Below are 20692 nucleotides of genomic sequence, written 5' to 3'. Positions count from 1 at the left end.
AGGATTAACGAAAAAATCTATGTAATAAGGGGAGGAGATCCCCTTATAGTCTAACTAAATTATTTGTAGCCTCCACCAAGCCCGCAAGCTCCAACGATAATTAATAAGATGAATAAAACAACGATTAAAGCAAAACCGTTTCCACCTTTTTCATAACCGTATCCGCCTACTGGCCCACCATATCCGTATCCACAAGGATCATAACACTCGTGACAATGTCCACCATATCCGTATCCCATTTGTAAAACCCTCCTTTGTTATATCGCCTAATAGACGATTCACTCATACCATATGCACAGACAATAAATGTGGCTGGACGAATGCCCAGAATCTCTGCCCTTATTTTAATTGACGGACTTTCTCGAAGTGTGTCACACTTTAAAAGATGTTGAATGAGGAGGAGTAACAATATGAAGAAACTTGTGGGACTATTCTCTGTGATTTCATTAGGGGCGATGCTTGCTGCATGTAACTCAAACCCAGAAAAAACAGTATATGATCATCTAGAAGCCGGCGTTGAAGAAGAATCTGCTTATACAGAAAATCAATCATCCTTGCAAGAGGCGGAAGAACAGGAACAACAATGGTATGAAGAGGTTATTGAGCTTGGGATGGATGAGTATGATCAAATTGTTTCGCTAACAGACCAATTGATTTCATCTGTTGATCAGAGGCGAGACTTTTTAGCTGAAGAGAAAAATGGAATTGAGGCAGGGTACGAAGAGGCGACAAAAGCAGAAGCTGAAATTGAAAGCATTGAGAACGAAGAAGCAAAAGCACATGCACAAGAGGTTCATGAGGCGATAGAACAACGATATGAAAGCTACAACTCCTTACACGATTTGTACGCAGAGTCACTTGACCTTGATCAGACCTTATATGAGCTGCTTGCACAAGAGGATTTAAATGTTGAAGAGCTCGAGGATCACATTGACCAAGTAAACAGTAAGTATGATGAATTAAAAGAAGCAACAGACCAATTTAACCAACAAACGGATACATACAACCAAGCCAAACGAGCGTTTTATGAGTCTGCTGATCTGAATGTGACGTTTGACTAATACAATTCAACAAAACTGTACCAGTATAAAAAGATGTGCTGTATAACACAGATGCATCTTTTTAACAGTTTTTGAGTAAAGAGACACACGTAATCATTCTGATAAAACAAAAGAATTGACTGAATTAACACTGGTAATGTAGACTAGATGAAGTAACAGAGTGTATCAGTATTTTTTAAATACAACTAATACAGTTATACTCTAAGTTTATGTTGTTCTTAGCTCGCAATTGTCATAATTTCTAATGTGCAACAACAGATACAATTACGTTTCAATATGAATGATTCAGGTTATGGATAGCTAGACATTGGGTATCCTAACTGAGTGAACTTTGTATGTTCTTGCACAACAATAAAGTTAGACGGTCGCGAACGTTGAATATGAAAGGATGAGGTGGACAAATTGGGTACAAAAACCATTGAGCAAGTAGAAGAGCAATTTGAAACCTTCCAAATTCTAAATGAGGAAGGCGAAGTCGTTAATGAATCAGCAATGCCTGATTTAAGCGATGAACAATTACAGGAGTTAATGCGTCGTATGGTTTATACGCGTATTTGGGATCAACGTGCTATTGCACTTAACCGTCAAGGGCGTCTTGGTTTCTATGCACCAATGGCTGGACAAGAAGCATCTATGCTTGGTTCACATTTTGCATTAGATAAAGAAGATTGGATTCTTCCTGGTTACCGGGATATTCCTCAACTTGTATTCCACGGTCTTCCGCTTTATCAAGCGTTCCTATGGTCTCGTGGACATGTTGCTGGAAGTGAATTTCCAGATGGCTTGAATGTTGCTGTTCCACAAATCATTATCGGAGCTCAAATCATTCAAACTGCTGGTGTTGCACTTGGACTTAAACGTAAGAAAAAAGAAAACATCTGTATCACATACACTGGTGACGGTGGAGCATCTCAAGGGGATTTCTATGAAGGAATGAACTTTGCGGGAGCTTACAATGCACCTGCAGTATTCGTCGTTCAAAACAACCGTTTTGCAATCTCTGTTCCAGTTGAGAAACAATCAGCTGCAAAAACAATTGCACAAAAAGCTGTTGCTGCTGGTATTGAAGGAATTCAAGTAGACGGAATGGACGTTTTAGCTGTATACGCAGCTACTTCAGAAGCTCGTAAGCGTGCGCTTGCTGGTGAAGGTCCAACATTAATTGAAACGTTAACTTATCGTTACGGTGCTCATACGATGGCAGGGGATGACCCAACTCGCTACCGTACTTCAGAAGAAGATGATGAGTGGGCGAAAAAAGATCCACTTATTCGTTTCCGCAAATTCCTTGAAGCGAAAAAGCTTTGGAGCGAAGAGCAAGAAAACGAAGTAACAGAAAAAGCTAAAGAAGAAATTAAAGAAGCAATCAAAAAAGCGGACCAAGAACCTAAGATGAAGGTGACTGGAATGCTTAACAATATGTTTGAAGAAGCTCCTGTTAATATTCGTGAGCAATTGGAAGAATTTACGGCAAAGGAGTCGAACTAAGTCATGGGTAATTGGACAATGGCTCAAGCAATTACGGATGGTCTTCGTAATGAGCTTAAAACAAATGAAGATGTACTTGTTTTTGGTGAAGACGTAGGGAACAACGGTGGAGTATTCCGTGTAACTGAAAATCTTCAAAAAGAATTTGGTGAGGATCGTGTATTTGATACACCACTTGCTGAGTCTGGTATTGGTGGTTTAGCAATCGGTCTTGCACTAACAGATCACCGCCCAGTTATGGAAATCCAATTCTTCGGATTCGTATTTGAAGTATTTGATTCTGTTGCTGGTCAAATGTCTCGCTGGCGTTACCGTTCAGGTGGAAAGCAAACAATGCCAATTACAATTCGTTCACCATTTGGTGGCGGTGTAAAAACACCTGAAATGCACGCTGATTCTTTAGAGGGTCTAATGGCTCAAACGCCTGGTCTAAAAGTGGTTATTCCTTCTAATCCATACGATGCAAAAGGATTAATCATCTCTGCTATTCGTGATAACGATCCAGTTGTATTCCTTGAGCACATGAAGCTTTACCGCTCGTTCCGTCAAGAGGTTCCTGAGGAAGAGTACACAATCGAGCTTGGAAAAGCAGACATTAAGCGCGAAGGTAAAGACATTACAATCGTTGCTTATGGTGCAATGGTACAAGCTTCTCTTAAAGCAGCTGAAGAGCTTGCTGAAGAAGGAATTGAAGCCGAAGTAATCGATTTAATGACAATTAGCCCGTTTGATGTTGAAACAGTGATTGCATCTGTTGAGAAAACAAACCGTGCGATTGTTGTTCAAGAAGCACAAAAGCAAGCTGGTATTGCTGCGAATGTTGTTTCTGAGATTACAGAGCGTGCAATTCTTTCATTAGAAGCGCCAGTTCTTCGTGTAACTGCACCTGATACAGTTTACGCATTTGCTACAGCTGAGGATCTTTGGTTACCAAACCACAAAGATATCGTTGAAAAAGCAAAAGAAGTTATTAACTTCTAATATAAAGAGTTAAAGCTCTAAACAAAAAAGGAAACGAAACCGTGTGGCTAGGCTTAGGTGTGTTCAAATCATGTCCGAAACTGTCACAAGGTGTCGTTCTTTCCTTTTAAGCAAGGTGAAATCAAGGTATAATGAAGGAGGCGCTTAAGCTTGGCATATGAATATAAACTTCCTGAAGTGGGAGAAGGTATCCACGAAGGTGAAATCGTAAAGTGGTTTGTTAAAGCAGGAGACGAAGTTAAAGAGGATGATATCCTTCTGGAAGTTCAAAACGACAAATCTGTAGTTGAACTTCCATCTCCGGTTGACGGTAAGGTAATTGAGGTTAAGGTTGAAGAAGGAACAGTTAGTGTTGTAGGAGATGTTATCCTAACAATTGATGATGGTTCTGGTGATGCTGAGCCTGCTAAAGAAGAAGCAAAAGAGGAAGCTCCAAAAGAAGAGGCGAAAGAAGAAAAGTCTGAAGCACCTTCTAAAGAAGCTCAATCTGAAGATGCGAGCGATGACAGCCGTGTGATCGCTATGCCTTCTGTACGTAAATACGCTCGTGAGAAAGACGTTAAGATCCAAGCAGTTAGTGGTTCTGGTAAAAACGGACGAGTTGTTAAAGAAGACATTGATGCGTATCTATCTGGAGACCAACCGTCTTCTGAGAACCAAACAGAAGCTAAAGAAGAGAAAACAACTTCTTCTGCATCTACATCTGCTCCAGCTGCTTCATCTGAAGAGCTTGAAGAGCGTGTTCCACTTAAAGGAATCCGTAAAGCAATTGCTAAAGCAATGGTTAACTCTAAACACACTGCACCACACGTAACGCATTTGGATGAGATTGAAGTAACAAATCTTGTTGCGCACCGTAAGCAGTACAAAGAGCAAGCAGCTGAGCAAGGAACGAAGTTAACGTACCTTCCTTATGTTGTTAAAGCATTAACATCAGCAATCAAAAAGTATCCAGCTCTTAACGCTTCAATTGATGATGAAGCACAAGAAATTGTATACAAAAAGTACTTCAACATCGGTATTGCTGCTGATACAGAGCAAGGACTTGTTGTACCAGTTGTGAAGAACGCTGATCGTAAGTCTATCTATGAGCTAGCTGATGATATTAACGATCTAGCTGTAAAAGCTCGTGATGGTAAACTTTCTGGTGCTGAGATGAAAGGTGGATCAATTACGATTTCTAACCTTGGTTCAGCTCGTGGTCAATGGTTTACTCCAGTTATTAACCACCCTGAGGTTGCTATCCTTGGTATTGGTCGTATTGAAGACAAAGCTGTAGTGAAAAACGGGGAAATCGTTGTTGCAACAATGCTTGCACTTTCATTCAGTTATGACCACCGTCTAATTGATGGAGTAACAGCACAAAACGCAGTTAATCACGTAAAACGCTTGTTAAACGATCCGCAATTACTTTTAATGGAGGGTTAAACAAATGGTTGTAGGAGATTTCGCTAACGAAGTAGACACACTAGTTATTGGTTCAGGTCCAGGGGGATACGTTGCAGCAATTCGTGCAGCGCAGTTAGGACAAAAAGTAACAGTAGTAGAGAAAGCGACAATCGGAGGAGTTTGCTTAAACGTTGGGTGTATCCCTTCTAAAGCTCTTATCTCTGCTGGTCATAAGTTCCACACTGCTAAGCATTCTGATGATATTGGAATTGTAGCTGAAAATGTTTCAGTAAACTTCGATAAAGTACAAGAATGGAAATCATCTGTTGTTAATAAATTAACAGGTGGAGTTCAAGGACTTTTCAAAGGAAACAAAATTGATTACGTTCAAGGAGAAGCTTACTTCTCTTCTGAAGATACAGTAAAAGTTGCAGATGAAAACAGTGCGACTACGTACAAGTTCAAAAACTGCATCATCGCTACAGGTTCTAGCCCGATTGAACTTCCAGCGTTTAAGTTTACTGATCGTGTAATCAGTTCTACTGGTGCACTAGCTCTTAAAGAAGTACCTAAAAAGCTTGTTGTAATTGGTGGAGGATACATCGGAGTTGAGCTTGCAGGTGCTTACTCTAACCTTGGTTCTGAAGTAACAATCATTGAAGGGGCGAAACAAATTCTTCCTGGATTTGAAAAACAAATGGCCAAGCTTGTTGAGAAACGCTTGAAAAAGAACAATGTGACGATCCACACTGATGCAAAAGCACTTGGTGTTGATGAGTCTGCTGATGGCGTAACAGTTAAAGCTGAAGTTGGTGGGGAAGAGCAAGCAATTGAAGCTGATTACCTACTAGTAACAGTTGGACGTAAGGCAAACACAGATGAGCTTGGACTTGAAGCAATCGGTATTGAAATGACTGATCGTGGTCTTATCAAAATCGACAAGCAAACTCGTACAAGCGTTAAGAACATCTATGCAATTGGTGATATCGTTGAAGGACCAGCTCTTGCACACAAGGCTTCTTACGAAGGTAAAGTGGCAGCTGAAGTAATCGCAGGTGAAAAGTCTGAAATTGACTACCTAGGAATTCCAGCCGTATGCTTCTCTGATCCAGAGTTAGCTACAGTTGGTTATACTGAAGCAGAAGCAAAAGAAGCGGGTTATGATGTTAAAGCATCTAAATTCCCATATGCTGCAAATGGACGTGCTCTTTCTCTTAACGACACTGAAGGCTTCATGAAGCTAATCACTCGTAAAGAAGATGGCCTTCTAATTGGGGCTCAGGTTGCTGGTGTGAATGCATCTGATGTGATTGCTGAGCTAGGACTTGCAATTGAAACTGGTATGACAGCGGAAGATATCGCTCTTACTATTCATGCGCATCCAACACTTGGTGAAATCACAATGGAAGCAGCAGAAGTTGCTCTAGGTTCTCCAATTCATATCATGTAAGTAGAAAAGCCTCCCATATATGGGAGGCTTTTTTGATTTCTCTCGTATGGACACTGGTGGGCATTCAGAGCGTTTTAACGTTATGGTCAGATAAACATCACAAAACCGGTTAAACGATCTTCAGAATCCCATTTGTGCTTTTAGGTGAATGATGAAAACTATGAGAGTAGAAGCAAATAAAAAAGACCTAGTAGATTCTCACTACACGGCCTTTTAAAAATAATATATAGAAGTGCACACCAAACACTTAAACTTGTCCAAGTTTTAAATTCAATTCAAGGAGATTAGATAATAACATTAGAATCTCTTCCTTCTTATTTGTACCTTCTATTCTTAGAGAGACATCATCACCGTCTAAACACAAAATGGTTGGAAATTGATCAATATCGAAGTATTGAATTTTATCCTGTTCGGAGGAGTCAACAATAACGAGCTGAGGCATTTCATCAGGGTGACTACTAGATAATTCAATAAGTGCATCATAATAAATGGTTTCTTGTTCTTTCTCTGGGTTATCAGCATCGGAGAATAACAAGGCTACTGGAGTATCATCATCAGCTTCTTCAATAGGGTTCGAGGCAGAGGTTGACGCAGCAATACAGCTTGTCAGAAACAATAATGCTACGGTACAAATGAGATATAGCCATCTATTCACACACTCACGCCCTTCCGATCCATCACTTTTGTTAAGTTTATCATGATTTATTGAAATAAGAGGCTAGGTAACATAATTGTAATGAAATAGAAATAGATAGTAAGAAGAAAGCCGAGAATTTGTTAAAATTCTCGGCTTTCTTTATTTATTTTTTATTTTTTAAGCTATCAATTTTAGCTTTTCTAAACTTTTCTTTTTCTTCTTTTAATTTATTTTGTTCACTTTTTAATCTTGCACGTTCTTGACGTAGTCTTTCTTTATCTTGAGCAAGTAATGGTTTTTCTTCTCCAAGTGATTTCATGAGTGCAATAACCATTAGGATCATGATAAAGGTGAAAGGGAAGGCTCCAATAATAGCTGTCGTTTGAAGTGCTGTTAATCCCTGTTCAGATGTTAGAAGAACGGCTGCTGTTCCTGAGATAATTAAGCCCCATACTAATTTAACAATATTGGGAGGGTTTAACATGCCATTTGTCGTTTGCATCCCTAAAACAACCGTAGCTGAATCTGCAGACGTCACAAAAAATGAAGCGATAAGAATTAATGCAACAATTGAAACGAACATTGTTAATGGAAATTGTTCAAGTAAAGCAAATAGAGCCACTTCTTCTCCAGATGACGTAATCATGTCACCGAAGTTACTACCTAGACGTTCAAGCTGAATGGCAGCTCCACCGAACACAGAGAACCATAATGCACCAAATAAAGCTGGAACGGCAATAACACCAATAACGAACTCTCTAATCGTACGTCCTCTTGAAACACGAGCAATAAACGATCCAACAAACGGTGACCATGAAATCCACCATGCCCAATAAAATAATGTCCAATCTTGGATCCATGTGTTTTCTGAATCATAAATATCTAATGAAAAACTCATGTTAATGAAATTTTGCAGATAGTTACCAATACCTTGTGTAAAAACACCCATCATATAAGCGGTAGAACCAGCGAAGAGTATGAATAACATAAGAGCAATCGCAAGATATACATTTAGATTACTTAAGTATCGAATGCCTTTGTCAATTCCGCTTATTGCAGAGACACTAAACAAGATGGTAACGACAATAATAACAATTAAGTTCAGGAGTGTCGGGTTCATATTAGTGATGGCAGGGAATAAAAATCCTAACCCTCCGGATATCTGCGCGGCACCGAATCCAAGTGAAGTTGCTACACCAAAAATCGTTGCAATAACAACAAACACGTTAATTGTCGTACCTAATCCACCGTCTACTCTGTTTCCTGCAATTGGTCTGAGTGTAGAACTAAAAATGGCAGGCTCATCCTTACGAAATTGAAAATAAGCAAGGCATAGTGCAACAACAGAATAGATGGCCCAAGGATGAATCCCCCAGTGAAACATTGAATACTGAATTGCTTCAGCGGCCGCTTGATTTGTATCTGGATCCGCTCTGAATGGAGTGTGAAAATGGCTAATTGGTTCAGCTGCTCCCCAGAATACAAGTCCAATTCCCATACCTGCAGTAAATAGAAAGGCAAACCATGTTAGGAAGCTGTATTGTGGTTTCTCATCTGGTTTTCCTAACTTAATTCTGCCGTACGGGCTAAAGATTAAATAGATACTAAATGCAACGAACGCCGTTGCAGCCAGTAAATAAAACCAACCTAATTGATTTGTTAAAAATCCTTGTATAAGGGCAGTAACATGATCTAGGTTATTAGGGAAGACAACCCCCCATAGAATAAAAGCTAATGCGATAATTATTGAGATTGTAAATACCGATGTTGTTTTTTTCAAATTCTTTTCTCCCCTTTGAAAGATGTGCAACGTTCCCTACGCTATCATACTTGTGAAATAAGTACAAACCGAACATATGAGCAAAAATGGACTAATCAGACTGTTATTTACCACCAAATCGTCCATGCTAAACATTTTTGACGAATTGTTATGAGTGATGTCGAATCTTATTATTTCTTTTTTTCTCAAAATCAATTCTAAAGTGTGTAACAATAATGAATCGTACTGCGAATACTTGTCGGAATAAGGAATTTTTTGTTAAGATTACTTCCATCTTAAATGGAAAACTGGAGGGGAAGACTAAGATGAAACGAACAATGCTTTTAAGTTCAGTATGTGTTCTCATGCTTGCTGCTTGTCAAACTCAAGCAAATCAGCAAGTTGATGAGACCGAAGAGTCTTCGGGTCAGGAGCAGAATGATGAGACGAATACGGAATTAGCAGATGAAGAGAACGAAGAAACCGCTGAAGTAGAGACTGATGAATCAGAGGATCAAGAAGTTGATGAGCAAGAACAAGAGTCAGAAGAGGTTGAAAAGGAATATAGAATCAATGATGTGATTTGGACGGTTGAACCAATTGATGAAGCAGACGCTGAGGTTGTGCTGCTAACGATTGATGATGCACCAGATAAGCATGCAGTTGAAATGGCAAAAACACTTAAAGAAAAAAATGTTCCGGCAATCTTTTTTGTAAATGGTCACTTTCTACATACGGATGAAGAAAAAGAAAAATTAAAAGAAATACATAGCATGGGCTTTGAGATAGGAAACCATACAGCCACTCATCCTGATTTAAAGGCCATTAGTGAGGAAGAGCAGCGTGAAGAAATTGTAAGTGTGAGTGATCAAGTAGAAGAAATCATCGGGGAACGACCTCGTTTCTTTAGAGCTCCTTTTGGCTCAAATACAGACTATTCGAGAGAACTAGTTGCTGAAGAAGGAATGACGTTAATGAACTGGACGTACGGGTACGACTGGGAATCAGATTATCAAACGGCAGATGCACTAGCAGATATTATGGTGAATAATGAGTTTGTCCAAAATGGAGCAAACCTGCTTATGCATGATCGGGACTGGACCAATGAAGCCCTATCAGATATTGTAGATGGACTAAGAGACAAGGGCTATGACTTTGTAGATCCGCATGCGATTAAATAACAAAAAAGAAAGTGGGACATAACTTAAAATAAACGAGAAAATGGCGAATGATTCAGTGAGCGAATCATTCGCCATTCGTTCTTTATGAATCGAGCGGAAGGAGAACCTGAGACTCCTACGGAACAGAACGCGGTGAAGACACTGTAGCGGCGCTTTTCCGCGAAAGGGGCTGAGGCCGTTCTTGTGGGTGCGAAGGATTCACCTATAGCGGATATATTGCTATATTCGTGTTTTCGTGAGTCATTTACTGTTATGTCCAAGTCCCTTTTTTTGTGCTTTTTTATTGAATAGCGTGCTGTTCTTTAATGACAAGAAGCGTTTTTAAACTTTCATCCTCAGGCCCTTGAACAGGTAATCCTGCTTCAAGGTTTTTTTGAACGTAAGCTAAATTTTCAGCTGTTATCACTTCACCAGGAATTAAAATAGGGATACCTGGAGGATAGACCATAATAAATTCCGCGATGATGCGTCCTGCTGATTCCTTAAAAGGTATGACTTCAACCTCCGCATAAAAAGCATCTCTTGGTGACAGAGCGAGAGTCGGAACATCAGGTACGAGAATGGAAACATCGCTCGTTTCATTATTCTCCCCTGATTTAAATTGAGTTGCCATTTCTTTAAGGGCAGAAATTAAGATCTGTATCGTTTCTTCTGTATCACCAAATGAGACAATGCACAAAATATTGTATAGGTCTGAAAGCTCTACTTCGATGTTATATTGCTCTCTTAACCAGACCTCTGCATCGTGACCAGACATCGATAACCCTTTTAATGAAATGATCAGTTTTGTTGGGTCGTAAGAAAAAGCAGATTCGGATGAGAGAAGACTGTCACCTAAGCAACGTAATCCATCCAATGCATTGATTTGCTGACGTGCACTCTGAGCTAATTCAATGGTTTGTTGAAGGAGTTCCTGACCATTGATTGCAAGCTGCTTCCTTGCTGCATCTAATGATGACAGAAGCAAATAAGATGTTGAGGTTGTAGTCAGCATGCTAATGATCGATTGTACTCTTTTAGCAGAAACGAGCCCTTCTCGAACATTTAAGATGGAGCTTTGAGTCATTGAACCACCTAGCTTATGAACACTTGTTGCTGCCATATCTGCGCCTGCTTGCATAGCAGATAGAGGAAGCTCCTCATGAAAGTGAATGTGTACACCGTGAGCTTCATCTACGAGTACGGGCATGGAGTAAGAGTGAGCAAGCTCGACAATCTGTTCAAGATCTCCCGCAACGCCGAAATATGTTGGATTAATGACTAGTAGTCCTTTCGCATCTGGGTGAGTATCTAATGCTTTTTCAACAGACGAAACGGTCACACCGTGTGAGATTCCATGTGTTTTATCTATCTCAGGATGAATAAATACGGGCATTGCACCTGAGAAAATGATTGCTGACATAATAGACTTATGCACATTTCGTGGTACAATCAATTTTTCACCAGGTTTGCAAACAGACATGATCATCGTCATGATGGCTCCGCTTGTTCCCTGAACAGAGAAAAATGTATGATCAGCCCCAAATGCTTCTGCTGCCAATTCTTGTGCTTCTTTAATGATGCCGGACGGATGGTGCAGGTCATCAAGAGGTGCTATGTTTATCATATCAATGGATAAGGCGTTATCGCCGATAAATGCTCTAAATTCAGGCTCCATTCCAGATCCTTGCTTGTGGCCGGGTATGTGGAATTGAACGGGCTGGTTTTGTGCGTGTTCTTTAACACCTGTAAATATTGGTGTCACATGTTGTGACTTGGGCAAATTGCACACCTACTATCTATATAATGTTGGCCGAATTGAGCCATTATAAAAGGAAAACAAAATTGAGTATACCAAATTAAAAGATCTTTGTAACTAGGAAGATTAGGAAGGATTGAGTTCAATGAATATGCCTATTTCATTAGACTGGTCAAAAGAAGAAGTAGTCGATGTGATTCACTTTTTTCAAGGAGTAGAGGAGGCATACGAAAAATCAGGTATTTCTCGTAATGATCTGATGAATCGTTATCGGCGCTTCAAAGAAATTGTTCCTTCAAAGAGCGAAGAAAAACAACTATGCAAACAATTCGAAGAAGAGGCTGACGTTTCCTGTTACCGCACAATTCAAAAGGCAAAAGCCGAAGAATCGGAACGGATACGCATGCCGTAATACAATAAAAATGGCGACCACCGACATGGATGGCTCGCCATTTTTTGGGTATTACGTAGTGATCGAGTGAACCTTTTGAGCTTCTTGATACAATGGGAAAACAGTCTTAAAGGTTTCTTCGATTTTTGAGAGCAACGCAGGTCCATCTGTTAAGATAGGATCATTTCGATCAATGGTTACCCCGCAAAGCAGTTCAGCTTTTTTTACATCCCTTAAACGAACAAACATTTCTTTCAAATCTGCTTCCGTTAGATCTTCATGCTTTAAGGTTTTAGGCTTCATATGATCAAGAGACCATGAGAAATTTCCGGGAATGGATTGCTTCCATTTGGCTACATCCGTTAAAAGCTGACTTGCGAAGCTTGATTTCACTTGTGCCTCATATATTACAGCGAACCAAATGAAAAGGTGAGATTCATACAATCCAACTTGAAAGTGAGGCATCATTTTGTACCCTCTTTTATTTGCTGCAAAGGCTACCCACGTATCATTTGGAGGATTCACTTTTCGTCTAGCATGCTGTGCGATATGAGTGAAAAATTCATCGCCTGAAATCGTACTTAATGTAGGGACTACTTCGTCTGCTATTGCTTGGAAAGTAGGTTGAATGTTTCCGCGTATCCCATCCATTCTTGCCTCGAGACCATCTATTTGAAATACGTCAAACGCTTCTTGGTTAAACCCTTTAAACAAATCAAAACACTCCTTTTCGAACAATCTGATGTCTCTATCCTATCATAAAGGTGACGAAAATTGATGAATGATGCTTGTGACTCCTTTAATGAATTAGTATTGCTTTTTATCAATAGGAAATGTATAATATCCTTATAAGTCAGAATTTTTGATCATTTGATTTAGTGTTTTGAAAGGAGTGAGAGAGATGGAGAAATTAATCCATCCTGTTCAAGAAAGAGATGAGGCGCTTCGTCTGCCGGTTTTACAGCTGGAGTTAGACTATGAACTAATGACACTTCACGATGCTATCGTCAAAGAAGATACTTCTGCCATTGCACAAAGCAAGTTGCTCTTGCTCGAACTTAGAAAAGAGTGGCTGGAACTTCAAAACCATGAAAAACGAATCCGTAAATAGAAATGAAAGCGCAATCATTTAATGATTGCGCTTTTTTTGATTAGCAGACCTACATGAGTGTTCATTTAGTGATGGATATGTCATAATGATGGTGTAATTAGGAAACGAACGTAATTTGACCTTACTTTAGGGGGACTAATAATGGCTGATTGGAACGAACTTGGAAAAGTAGCTCGGAACTGGACATACGAGGCAGCAGAACAAATTAAAGAAGCCTTAGCGAATCCTTTTAAGGTTGAAGCAAAATCAGGGCCAGATGATCTTGTGACAGAAGTAGATAAAAATACTGAAGCGTTTTTTTACAATAAAGTAAGAGAAACCTTTCCGGAACATTCATTCTTGGGTGAAGAGGGAACGGCAGAGAAACTAGAAAACACAGACGGAATTACGTGGATTATTGATCCCATCGACGGCACGATGAATTTTGTCCAACAGAAAATTAAGTTCGCTATTTCCATTGGTATTTATGAAGATGGTGTAGGGAAAGTTGGTATCGTCTATGACGTCATGGCTGACGAAATGTTTTATGCAGTAAAAGGTGTCGGGGCATATGTAAACGAAGTGGAACTTGTTGCTGGGAAAGAAAGACCTCTTAATGAGTCGATCATCTCTTTAAATGCAAGATGGTTAACAGAAACAGATCACCCACACGCAAACCCACTACTAGCCCTTGTCAGAGACTCAAGAAGTGTACGTTCATACGGTGCCGCTGCGATAGAACTTGCATATGTAGCTGCAGATCGTTTAGATGCATACTTAAGTGTAAACCTGTCTCCATGGGATTATGCTGGTGCACAAGTTCTCTTAGAAGAGATGGGGTACCGTGCAACTTCTTTTTCAGGAGAAACACTCTCTCTTCTTAACGGGGGGACGGTAATCGCTGCGAAGCCTGCTTTACAAAGAGAGATCGTATCAGCTTACGTAGGGGAGGAGAATTAATGAAAAAAGTCGGCTTTATTGGCCTTGGAACTATGGGCCTGCCTATGACAAAGCATTTAATTGACTCTGGTTTTGAAACGTATGTAGTAAGCCGTAGTCGCGGACCAATTGAAGAAGCGGTTGCTTACGGTGCGATAGAAGCAAAGACGCCAAAGGAACTAATGGAAATCTGTGATATTGTGATGACATGTCTACCTGTTCCTAAAACAATAGAAGAAGTATACGAAGGTGAGAATGGGTTAATTGCTGGAGCATCACCTGGAAAGATTGTTATAGACCATTCGACTGTTGACCGACAGACAAATGAAAAGGTGTTAAACCTCCTACAAGAGAAAGGTGCTGACTTTATGGATGCACCTGTAAGTGGTGGGCCGATGGGAGCAAGTGCTGGAACACTAACCATTATGTGTGGAGGAGATGAACAAACGTTTTTACAAGCCGAGCCAGTGATGAAGGCGTATGGGGCGTACATCGTCCACGTCGGTGCGATTGGAAGCGGTACGGTTGTAAAGCTATTAAACAATATGTTAATTGGCGTACACCAAGCGGCGCTTGCTGAATGTTATGTGATGGCTGAAAAAGCAGGTGTGGACCCGGCAGTAGCCTATGACTTAATTCAGAAAAGTGCAGGATTCTCAAAAAGCATGGATTGGGCGGTCGATGCCATTCTTGACCGGGAGTTTGATGCAAGATTCTCAATTAATCTCCTACATAAAGACATCGGACTTGCTCTTAATCTAGCAGAGGAGATTGACATGCCGCTTGATATGGTTAAGCTTGGTGCCGAGAAAGTTGCTTTAGCTAAAGAGAAATATGGACACCAGGATGTTAGTGCAATCGTTCGACCGCTAGAAGAAAAAACCGGTATCACCTTGAAACGACACAAAAACCAAGGATAATCTCCTTGGTTTTTATGTTGTATTCATTTAGTTTATCTCTGATTGATTATTTTCACGTACGCGCTTTTTAAGAGTAAAGCCGAGTCCCATAGCAAGTATTACACCTGCAACAGCAAGAAGAGCAATGATGATGCTTCGTTCGGCAACGGCAATTCCGATACTCATGATACACGCAACCGTAATAGCAGCTAGTAATAAAAATAAAAGGTTTTCTTTTTTCAAGTCAAGTCCTCCCTTACACCAAAAACTTCTATTAACAGTGTATCGTGATTTACAAAAAAGAAAAGGGTATCATGTGACAATAAGTCAAACAATTCATTGATTCTGTAAATTGAAGTGTAGAAAATGAAAATTTGGGTAAAGCTTTTGTTTATTCTATCGATAACTATGTTATACTTATACAGTTGTGAACTAGAGACTTTGAGAAGTTTTATAAAATAGAAACAGAAAGCTTATGCTTTTTGAACATAGCTAAGGAGAGAAATTTTATATGGATCGTCGTTCAGATATACGTAATATTGCAATAATTGCCCACGTTGACCATGGGAAAACAACGCTTGTAGATGAATTACTTAAACAATCAGGTACGTTCCGTGAGAACGAACAGGTTGCAGAAAGAGCAATGGACTCTAACGCAATCGAAAAAGAGCGCGGAATTACTATTCTAGCTAAAAATACAGCGATTAACTATGGTGATACACGCATTAACATCATGGATACACCAGGACACGCTGACTTTGGTGGAGAAGTAGAACGTATCATGAAAATGGTTGATGGTGTTCTACTTGTTGTTGATGCTTATGAGGGCTGTATGCCACAAACGCGTTTTGTACTTAAAAAAGCGCTTGAGCAAAAGCTTACTCCTATTGTTGTAGTAAATAAGATTGACCGTGATTTCGCTCGTCCGGCTGAAGTAGTGGATGAAGTAGTAGATTTATTTATTGATTTAGGAGCAGATGAAGATCAGTTAGACTTCCCTGTTGTTTATGCTTCTGCAATCAACGGTACATCTAGTTTAAATCCTGAAAAGCAAGACGATAACATGACTTGCTTATTAAATAAAATTATTGAATCCATTCCTGCTCCAATTGATAACAGCAGTGAGCCATTACAATTCCAAGTAACAATGCTTGATTACAATGACTATCTTGGTCGTATCGGAATTGGACGTGTTTTCCGTGGAACGATTAAGGTTGGGCAACAAGTAGCTTTAATGAAGGTTGATGGTTCGGTTAAACAGTTCCGTGTAACCAAAATGTTCGGTTTCCTTGGTCTAAAACGAGTAGAAATCGAAGAAGCGAAAGCTGGAGATCTTATTGCTGTGTCAGGAATGGAAGAGATCAACGTAGGGGAAACGGTTTGCCCGGTTGAACATCAAGAAGCCCTTCCAATTCTTCGTATTGATGAGCCGACACTTCAAATGACGTTCCTTGTAAATAACAGTCCATTCGCTGGTCGTGAAGGGAAATTTATTACAAGCCGTAAAATTGAAGAACGTTTAAAAGCAGAGCTTGAAACGGATGTTAGTTTACGTGTTGAAAACACAGATTCACCAGAAGTGTGGATTGTGTCAGGACGTGGAGAGCTTCACTTATCCATTCTTATTGAGAATATGCGTCGTGAAGGCTACGAGCTTCAAGTTTCTAAGCCAGAGGTTATCGTTCGTCAAATCGATGGAATTGCACAAGAGCCAGTTGAAAGAGTACAGATTGACGTTCCAGAAGAGTATACTGGAGCTGTTATGGAGTCTCTTGGAGAACGTAAAGGTGAAATGGTCAATATGATCAATAATGGAAGTGGTCAAGTTCGTCTTGAGTTCATGGTTCCTGCTCGTGGTTTAATTGGATATTCTACTGAATTTTTAACTCAAACGCGTGGTTACGGAATTATTAACCACTCATTTGATAGCTACAAACCACTATTTGGTGGACAAGTTGGTGGGCGTCGTCAAGGTGTACTTGTATCAATTGAATCCGGTAAGACAAGCCAATACGGAATCATGCAAGTAGAAGACCGTGGAACAATCTTTGTTGAGCCAGGTACAGAAATTTATGAGGGTATGATTGTTGGAGAGCATACTCGTGATAACGACCTAACTGTTAACATCACGAAGATGAAGCAACAAACCAACGTTCGCTCAGCTACAAAGGACCAAACGGTTACAATGAAGCGTCCGCGTATCTTGACGCTAGAAGAGTCCATTGAGTATTTAAATGAAGACGAATATTGTGAGTTAACTCCAGATTCAATTCGTTTACGTAAAAAGATCTTGAACAAAAATGAACGTGAAAGAGCAGAAAAGCGTAAGAAGACAGGAAGCCAATCCTAGTAAAAAGGCGGGAGATATATGAAAGACAATATCAGCCAAGCTGACCTGGGTCAATATTCATGGCTCATGCAGCAAACAGCAGACAATCCTTGGCTGGGTTTTTGGACATGTATAATTACCGTAATTCTTGGAGTCATCGTTTTTAAGCTTGGTTTTGCTCAAAAGCTTCCTTTATTAAAGTCAATCATTATCTATACAATGCTTGTCATCGGTTGCTTTTTTCTATGGACGATGGAGTTTGCATTTGGTGCTCCGATTATGGCCGTCTTGGCCATCTCCGCTCTATTCCTGGGCGGGTACCGATTTAGACTACATCTTCATAGAAAGCAAAATGAACAAAGTGGATCTCAATCCTCTTCATAAAAAAGACAGCGCCTGTGCGCTGTCTTTTTTTGTTTCAAGATTCTATTTCGCTATGACTGTCTTTTCGTTCCATCGTTTTACGAGTAATACGTTCTTCACACGTTGGGCACATATACGTATGTAAAGGCCGATTACGTAGCTTTTTTGCTAATGGCTTTAAATCATTAATCGTATCAATTTGATCGCATAACACACACTTTACTCTCATCATTTTTCACGCTCCTATTAATATCTATAGTGTACGCGTATTTACATAATAAATAAACACCCATTTATAATAGAAGGTTTAAGTTGTTCTTATTTACTGAAAATTCATAATGGAATGTAATGGATTCTGATAAAATGTAATAGAGAAGGAAAAGATTGCAGAAACTAATCAAGACAAACTCGTCTAACCGACACGTTTGTCTCATACACATGAATATGAACATGTTCATTTTACATTTACATGGGAATGGTTATTTCAGCTAGGTCTTGTCGATAACAGGTCAGGGGGCATTCATATTGAGAAAAATCTATGTGTTGGATACAAATGTGTTACTGCAAGATCCTTATTCTATTTTTGCCTTTCAAAAAAATGAGGTAGTCCTGCCTGCAGTAGTATTGGAAGAAGTGGATTCTAAGAAACGTAATATGGATGAGATTGGTCGAAATGCCCGTCAAATCTCCAAATTAATAGATCGGTTGCGTGAAAAGGGAAAGTTACATGAAGGTGTGCCTCTTGATTCCGGTGGATCTCTTCGAGTTGAATTAAATCATCGTTCATTTAAGAACTTAAAAGAATCATTCGCTGAAATGACAAACGATAATCGGATTATCGCTGTTGCATTAAACCTTTCAATAGAAGAAAGTGAAAAGAAAAATGGATCTAAGGTGACCCTGGTCAGCAAGGATGCACTGGTCAGAGTAAAAGCCGACGCTTTCGGTTTAGATGTTGAGGACTTTTTAAATGATCGAGTGGTTGAGTTTGATGAAGGCTACGACGGTTATATTGAAGTCTACGTAGATAAGGACATTATCAAACGGTTTTATGACAATGGTGGAATCAATCGAGGCGATCTTTCGATTCATACTCAACTGTATCCGCATCAATTTGTCATTTTAAAAGACTCCTTAGGTGGTTCTAGCTCCGCTCTAGGTAAGATTGAGCCGAACGGGTTTGATATACGACCGTTTGTTTCAGACTCAGATCAGGTATGGGGGATTCGTTCTCGTAATGTTCAACAAAAAATGGTGTTTGAGCTTTTGCTAAGAGAAGATATCCCGCTAGTTACGATGATCGGGAAGGCAGGAACCGGAAAAACACTTTTATCCCTTGCGGCGGGATTGTTACAAACAGAGGATCTTCACACGTATAACAAGCTATTAGTGGCAAGACCAGTAGTACCTCTAGGGAAAGACATTGGTTATTTACCAGGTGAAAAAGATGAAAAGCTAAGACCGTGGATGCAACCTATTTATGATAACCTTGAATTTTTGTTTAATACAAAAAAACCGGGTGAGATTGATCAGATTCTAGCAGGAATGGGCTCTATTCAAGTGGAGGCACTTACGTATATTAGGGGACGAAGTATTCCGGAGCAATATATCATCATTGACGAGGCTCAGAATCTCACAAAGCATGAGATCAAAACCATACTTACACGAGTAGGAGAGAAAAGTAAAATTGTGTTGATGGGTGATCCACAGCAAATTGACCACCCATACCTTGATGAATACACAAATGGACTAACGTATGTAGTTGAAAAATTTAAAAACCAATCCATTCACGGTCATGTGAAGTTAGTAAAAGGAGAAAGATCGGGATTGGCGCAGCTTGCAGCTGACCTCTTATAATTCATTTTCGATTACGATCCGCTTTACATGAGTAATTGGGTTAGAGGCGTTAGAGCCATCACCGAAATAAATGTGGACAGGACCGTTATCTCTTAGGGGCTGTCCATCTTTTGAAAAGCCAACAACCCATTTTGATGCCTCTTCAATGGGGCAAACATGCGACTCACCATTTTCAGTTTCAATTCTCACAGATGAAGCGCTTTCGATTGGGGCCGCGTTTGTTAGAAATGGTTTGAATGGCATGCCGAAAGATCCATGAATTAACGCTTGTTTATTATATCGAATGAGATTCCCATTTCGATTAGGATTTGGTGGCTCAGAACCTTCTGTACGTTCCTTATCCCATTGAGCTGAAATGGATTTTTGATAAGCTGTGATCTCATCATCCATTGTGTCTAGCTCATCAAAGTAAGTGGTTAAATCTACTTTGCGTTCATCAAAGATCCAAACAGTGGGATCAATTGTTAAGGGGCGATTTACCTCGCCATCGATAAAAAATACAAATTCACTCAAGATGATTCCTCCTAGATTGATCTGTCTGTTTAAGTATAAAACGAAAAATAGGCATTTGTCAGTTGCAGAAACTTAAAACGACTTAATTTATTCAAAATCACTGGGATTGAATCACGTAAGATTGGCTAAAAAGATTGCAATTTAGCGCTTTAGCAGATACTATGAGAGTAGAGATGATTTATCATTGTGAGGAGGGGACAAAATGTCGATTAAGGTGATGACCAGCCAGGCTGAGAAAGCATACGCACTTCTGCAGTCTGACGCAGAAAAGATCCGCAAGCTTATTGAAGTTCAGTTGGAAAATCTAACGATGCCTCAATGCCCCCTCTACGAAGAAGTACTAGATACTCGTATGTTTGGGCTTTCACGTGAAATTGATTTTGCTGTTCGATTAGGCTTAGTAGACGAAGAGCAGGGAAAATTAATTTTAAGTGAATTACAACGTAGACTTGATGACTTACACGATTTAACAATTAAACGTTAATACGAAAAAAGACTATGATCTATTAACATAGTCTTTTTTGTTTGTCTAGCAATGTAAGCTAAAAAAAGTTTTTAAACTGACTGAAGATTTCAATTGCTTTTTTTCGTATTTTACTTCTATACTAAATAACAAGCTTTCACCAA

General features: G+C 39.7%; 22 protein-coding genes. 14 read left to right on the top strand and 8 right to left on the bottom strand.

Going from position 1 to position 20692, the window contains the following annotated elements; translation table 11 throughout:
* Positions 1–59: 59 nt before the first annotated feature.
* Positions 60–239, bottom strand: a complete 180-nt coding sequence (locus JNO66_RS06560; protein WP_203087381.1) for a YjcZ family sporulation protein — start codon at positions 237–239, stop codon at positions 60–62.
* 171 nt (positions 240–410) lie between these two features.
* Between JNO66_RS06560 and JNO66_RS06555 the strand changes: the two genes are divergently transcribed.
* The 5 genes from JNO66_RS06555 (at position 411) to lpdA (ending at position 6369) form a co-directional block, all read left to right on the top strand.
* On the top strand, positions 411–1061 hold the full coding sequence (locus tag JNO66_RS06555) for a YkyA family protein (protein WP_203087380.1): 651 nt from the start codon (positions 411–413) through the stop codon (positions 1059–1061).
* A 402-nt stretch (positions 1062–1463) separates the two neighbouring features.
* Positions 1464–2549, top strand: coding sequence for a pyruvate dehydrogenase (acetyl-transferring) E1 component subunit alpha (gene pdhA, locus JNO66_RS06550; RefSeq protein WP_203087379.1), 1086 nt, complete (start codon positions 1464–1466; stop codon positions 2547–2549).
* A 3-nt stretch (positions 2550–2552) separates the two neighbouring features.
* Complete coding sequence (locus JNO66_RS06545) at positions 2553–3530, top strand: alpha-ketoacid dehydrogenase subunit beta (RefSeq protein ID WP_203087378.1); 978 nt, start codon at positions 2553–2555, stop codon at positions 3528–3530.
* Between the two features lie 150 nt (positions 3531–3680).
* The gene (locus JNO66_RS06540) at positions 3681–4958 is read left to right on the top strand and encodes a dihydrolipoamide acetyltransferase family protein (RefSeq protein WP_203087377.1); all 1278 of its coding nucleotides are present in this window, start codon (positions 3681–3683) and stop codon (positions 4956–4958) included.
* Positions 4959–4962: 4 nt separating this feature from the next.
* Positions 4963–6369, top strand: a complete 1407-nt coding sequence (gene lpdA / locus JNO66_RS06535; RefSeq protein WP_203087376.1) for a dihydrolipoyl dehydrogenase — start codon at positions 4963–4965, stop codon at positions 6367–6369.
* A gap of 247 nt (positions 6370–6616) precedes the next feature.
* Here the strand turns inward: lpdA and JNO66_RS06530 are convergent, their stop codons facing one another.
* Both JNO66_RS06530 and JNO66_RS06525 read right to left on the bottom strand, forming a co-directional pair.
* Positions 6617–7024 (bottom strand): hypothetical protein, encoded by a 408-nt coding sequence (locus JNO66_RS06530; RefSeq protein WP_203087375.1) that lies wholly within the window; start codon positions 7022–7024, stop codon positions 6617–6619.
* Between the two features lie 145 nt (positions 7025–7169).
* On the bottom strand, positions 7170–8786 hold the full coding sequence (locus tag JNO66_RS06525; RefSeq protein WP_203087374.1) for a BCCT family transporter: 1617 nt from the start codon (positions 8784–8786) through the stop codon (positions 7170–7172).
* A gap of 305 nt (positions 8787–9091) precedes the next feature.
* Between JNO66_RS06525 and JNO66_RS06520 the strand changes: the two genes are divergently transcribed.
* Positions 9092–9946, top strand: coding sequence for a polysaccharide deacetylase family protein (locus JNO66_RS06520; RefSeq protein ID WP_203087373.1), 855 nt, complete (start codon positions 9092–9094; stop codon positions 9944–9946).
* 280 nt (positions 9947–10226) lie between these two features.
* On the opposite strand, the gene JNO66_RS06515 is transcribed toward JNO66_RS06520, so the two are convergent.
* Complete coding sequence (locus JNO66_RS06515) at positions 10227–11708, bottom strand: aminotransferase class I/II-fold pyridoxal phosphate-dependent enzyme (RefSeq protein ID WP_203087372.1); 1482 nt, start codon at positions 11706–11708, stop codon at positions 10227–10229.
* A 121-nt stretch (positions 11709–11829) separates the two neighbouring features.
* Here JNO66_RS06515 and JNO66_RS06510 point away from each other — a divergent pair, with 121 nt between their 5' ends.
* Complete coding sequence (locus tag JNO66_RS06510) at positions 11830–12096, top strand: UPF0223 family protein (RefSeq protein WP_203087371.1); 267 nt, start codon at positions 11830–11832, stop codon at positions 12094–12096.
* A gap of 51 nt (positions 12097–12147) precedes the next feature.
* Here the strand turns inward: JNO66_RS06510 and JNO66_RS06505 are convergent, their stop codons facing one another.
* Positions 12148–12789 (bottom strand): YktB family protein, encoded by a 642-nt coding sequence (locus JNO66_RS06505; protein ID WP_203087370.1) that lies wholly within the window; start codon positions 12787–12789, stop codon positions 12148–12150.
* 187 nt (positions 12790–12976) lie between these two features.
* Between JNO66_RS06505 and JNO66_RS06500 the strand changes: the two genes are divergently transcribed.
* The 3 genes from JNO66_RS06500 (at position 12977) to JNO66_RS06490 (ending at position 15024) form a co-directional block, all read left to right on the top strand.
* Positions 12977–13186: a hypothetical protein gene (locus JNO66_RS06500; RefSeq protein ID WP_203087369.1), complete on the top strand. Its 210-nt coding sequence runs from the start codon at positions 12977–12979 to the stop codon at positions 13184–13186.
* Positions 13187–13327: 141 nt separating this feature from the next.
* On the top strand, positions 13328–14125 hold the full coding sequence (locus JNO66_RS06495) for an inositol monophosphatase family protein (protein WP_210340782.1): 798 nt from the start codon (positions 13328–13330) through the stop codon (positions 14123–14125).
* Positions 14125–15024, top strand: coding sequence for an NAD(P)-dependent oxidoreductase (locus JNO66_RS06490; protein ID WP_203087368.1), 900 nt, complete (start codon positions 14125–14127; stop codon positions 15022–15024). Before JNO66_RS06495 ends, JNO66_RS06490 begins: the two co-directional genes overlap by 1 nt.
* A 27-nt stretch (positions 15025–15051) precedes the next feature.
* Here the strand turns inward: JNO66_RS06490 and JNO66_RS06485 are convergent, their stop codons facing one another.
* The gene (locus JNO66_RS06485; RefSeq protein WP_203087367.1) at positions 15052–15246 is read right to left on the bottom strand and encodes a YlaF family protein; all 195 of its coding nucleotides are present in this window, start codon (positions 15244–15246) and stop codon (positions 15052–15054) included.
* Between the two features lie 268 nt (positions 15247–15514).
* On the opposite strand from JNO66_RS06485, the gene typA reads away from it, so the two are divergent.
* Entirely contained in the window at positions 15515–17353 is a 1839-nt protein-coding gene (gene typA, locus JNO66_RS06480; protein WP_203087366.1) for a translational GTPase TypA, read from the top strand.
* Between the two features lie 18 nt (positions 17354–17371).
* On the top strand, positions 17372–17716 hold the full coding sequence (locus JNO66_RS06475) for a YlaH-like family protein (RefSeq protein WP_203087365.1): 345 nt from the start codon (positions 17372–17374) through the stop codon (positions 17714–17716).
* Between the two features lie 34 nt (positions 17717–17750).
* On the opposite strand, the gene JNO66_RS06470 is transcribed toward JNO66_RS06475, so the two are convergent.
* Positions 17751–17924, bottom strand: coding sequence for a YlaI family protein (locus JNO66_RS06470; RefSeq protein WP_203087535.1), 174 nt, complete (start codon positions 17922–17924; stop codon positions 17751–17753).
* A 296-nt stretch (positions 17925–18220) separates the two neighbouring features.
* On the opposite strand from JNO66_RS06470, the gene JNO66_RS06465 reads away from it, so the two are divergent.
* Positions 18221–19552 (top strand): PhoH family protein, encoded by a 1332-nt coding sequence (locus tag JNO66_RS06465; protein ID WP_203087364.1) that lies wholly within the window; start codon positions 18221–18223, stop codon positions 19550–19552.
* On the opposite strand, the gene JNO66_RS06460 is transcribed toward JNO66_RS06465, so the two are convergent.
* Positions 19547–20065, bottom strand: a complete 519-nt coding sequence (locus tag JNO66_RS06460) for a peptidyl-prolyl cis-trans isomerase (RefSeq protein ID WP_203087363.1) — start codon at positions 20063–20065, stop codon at positions 19547–19549. The two genes, JNO66_RS06465 and JNO66_RS06460, sit on opposite strands and share 6 nt — an antisense overlap.
* Before the next feature lie 202 nt (positions 20066–20267).
* On the opposite strand from JNO66_RS06460, the gene JNO66_RS06455 reads away from it, so the two are divergent.
* On the top strand, positions 20268–20549 hold the full coding sequence (locus tag JNO66_RS06455; protein ID WP_203087362.1) for a YlaN family protein: 282 nt from the start codon (positions 20268–20270) through the stop codon (positions 20547–20549).
* Positions 20550–20692: the final 143 nt, after the last annotated feature.

The sequence above is a fragment of the Alkalicoccobacillus gibsonii genome (assembly GCF_016798245.1).
GTDB lineage: Bacteria > Bacillota > Bacilli > Bacillales > Bacillaceae_D > Alkalicoccobacillus > Alkalicoccobacillus gibsonii.
The sequence above is the reverse complement of the archived record's forward strand: the minus strand, read 5'-3'. Positions and strand labels throughout refer to the sequence as shown.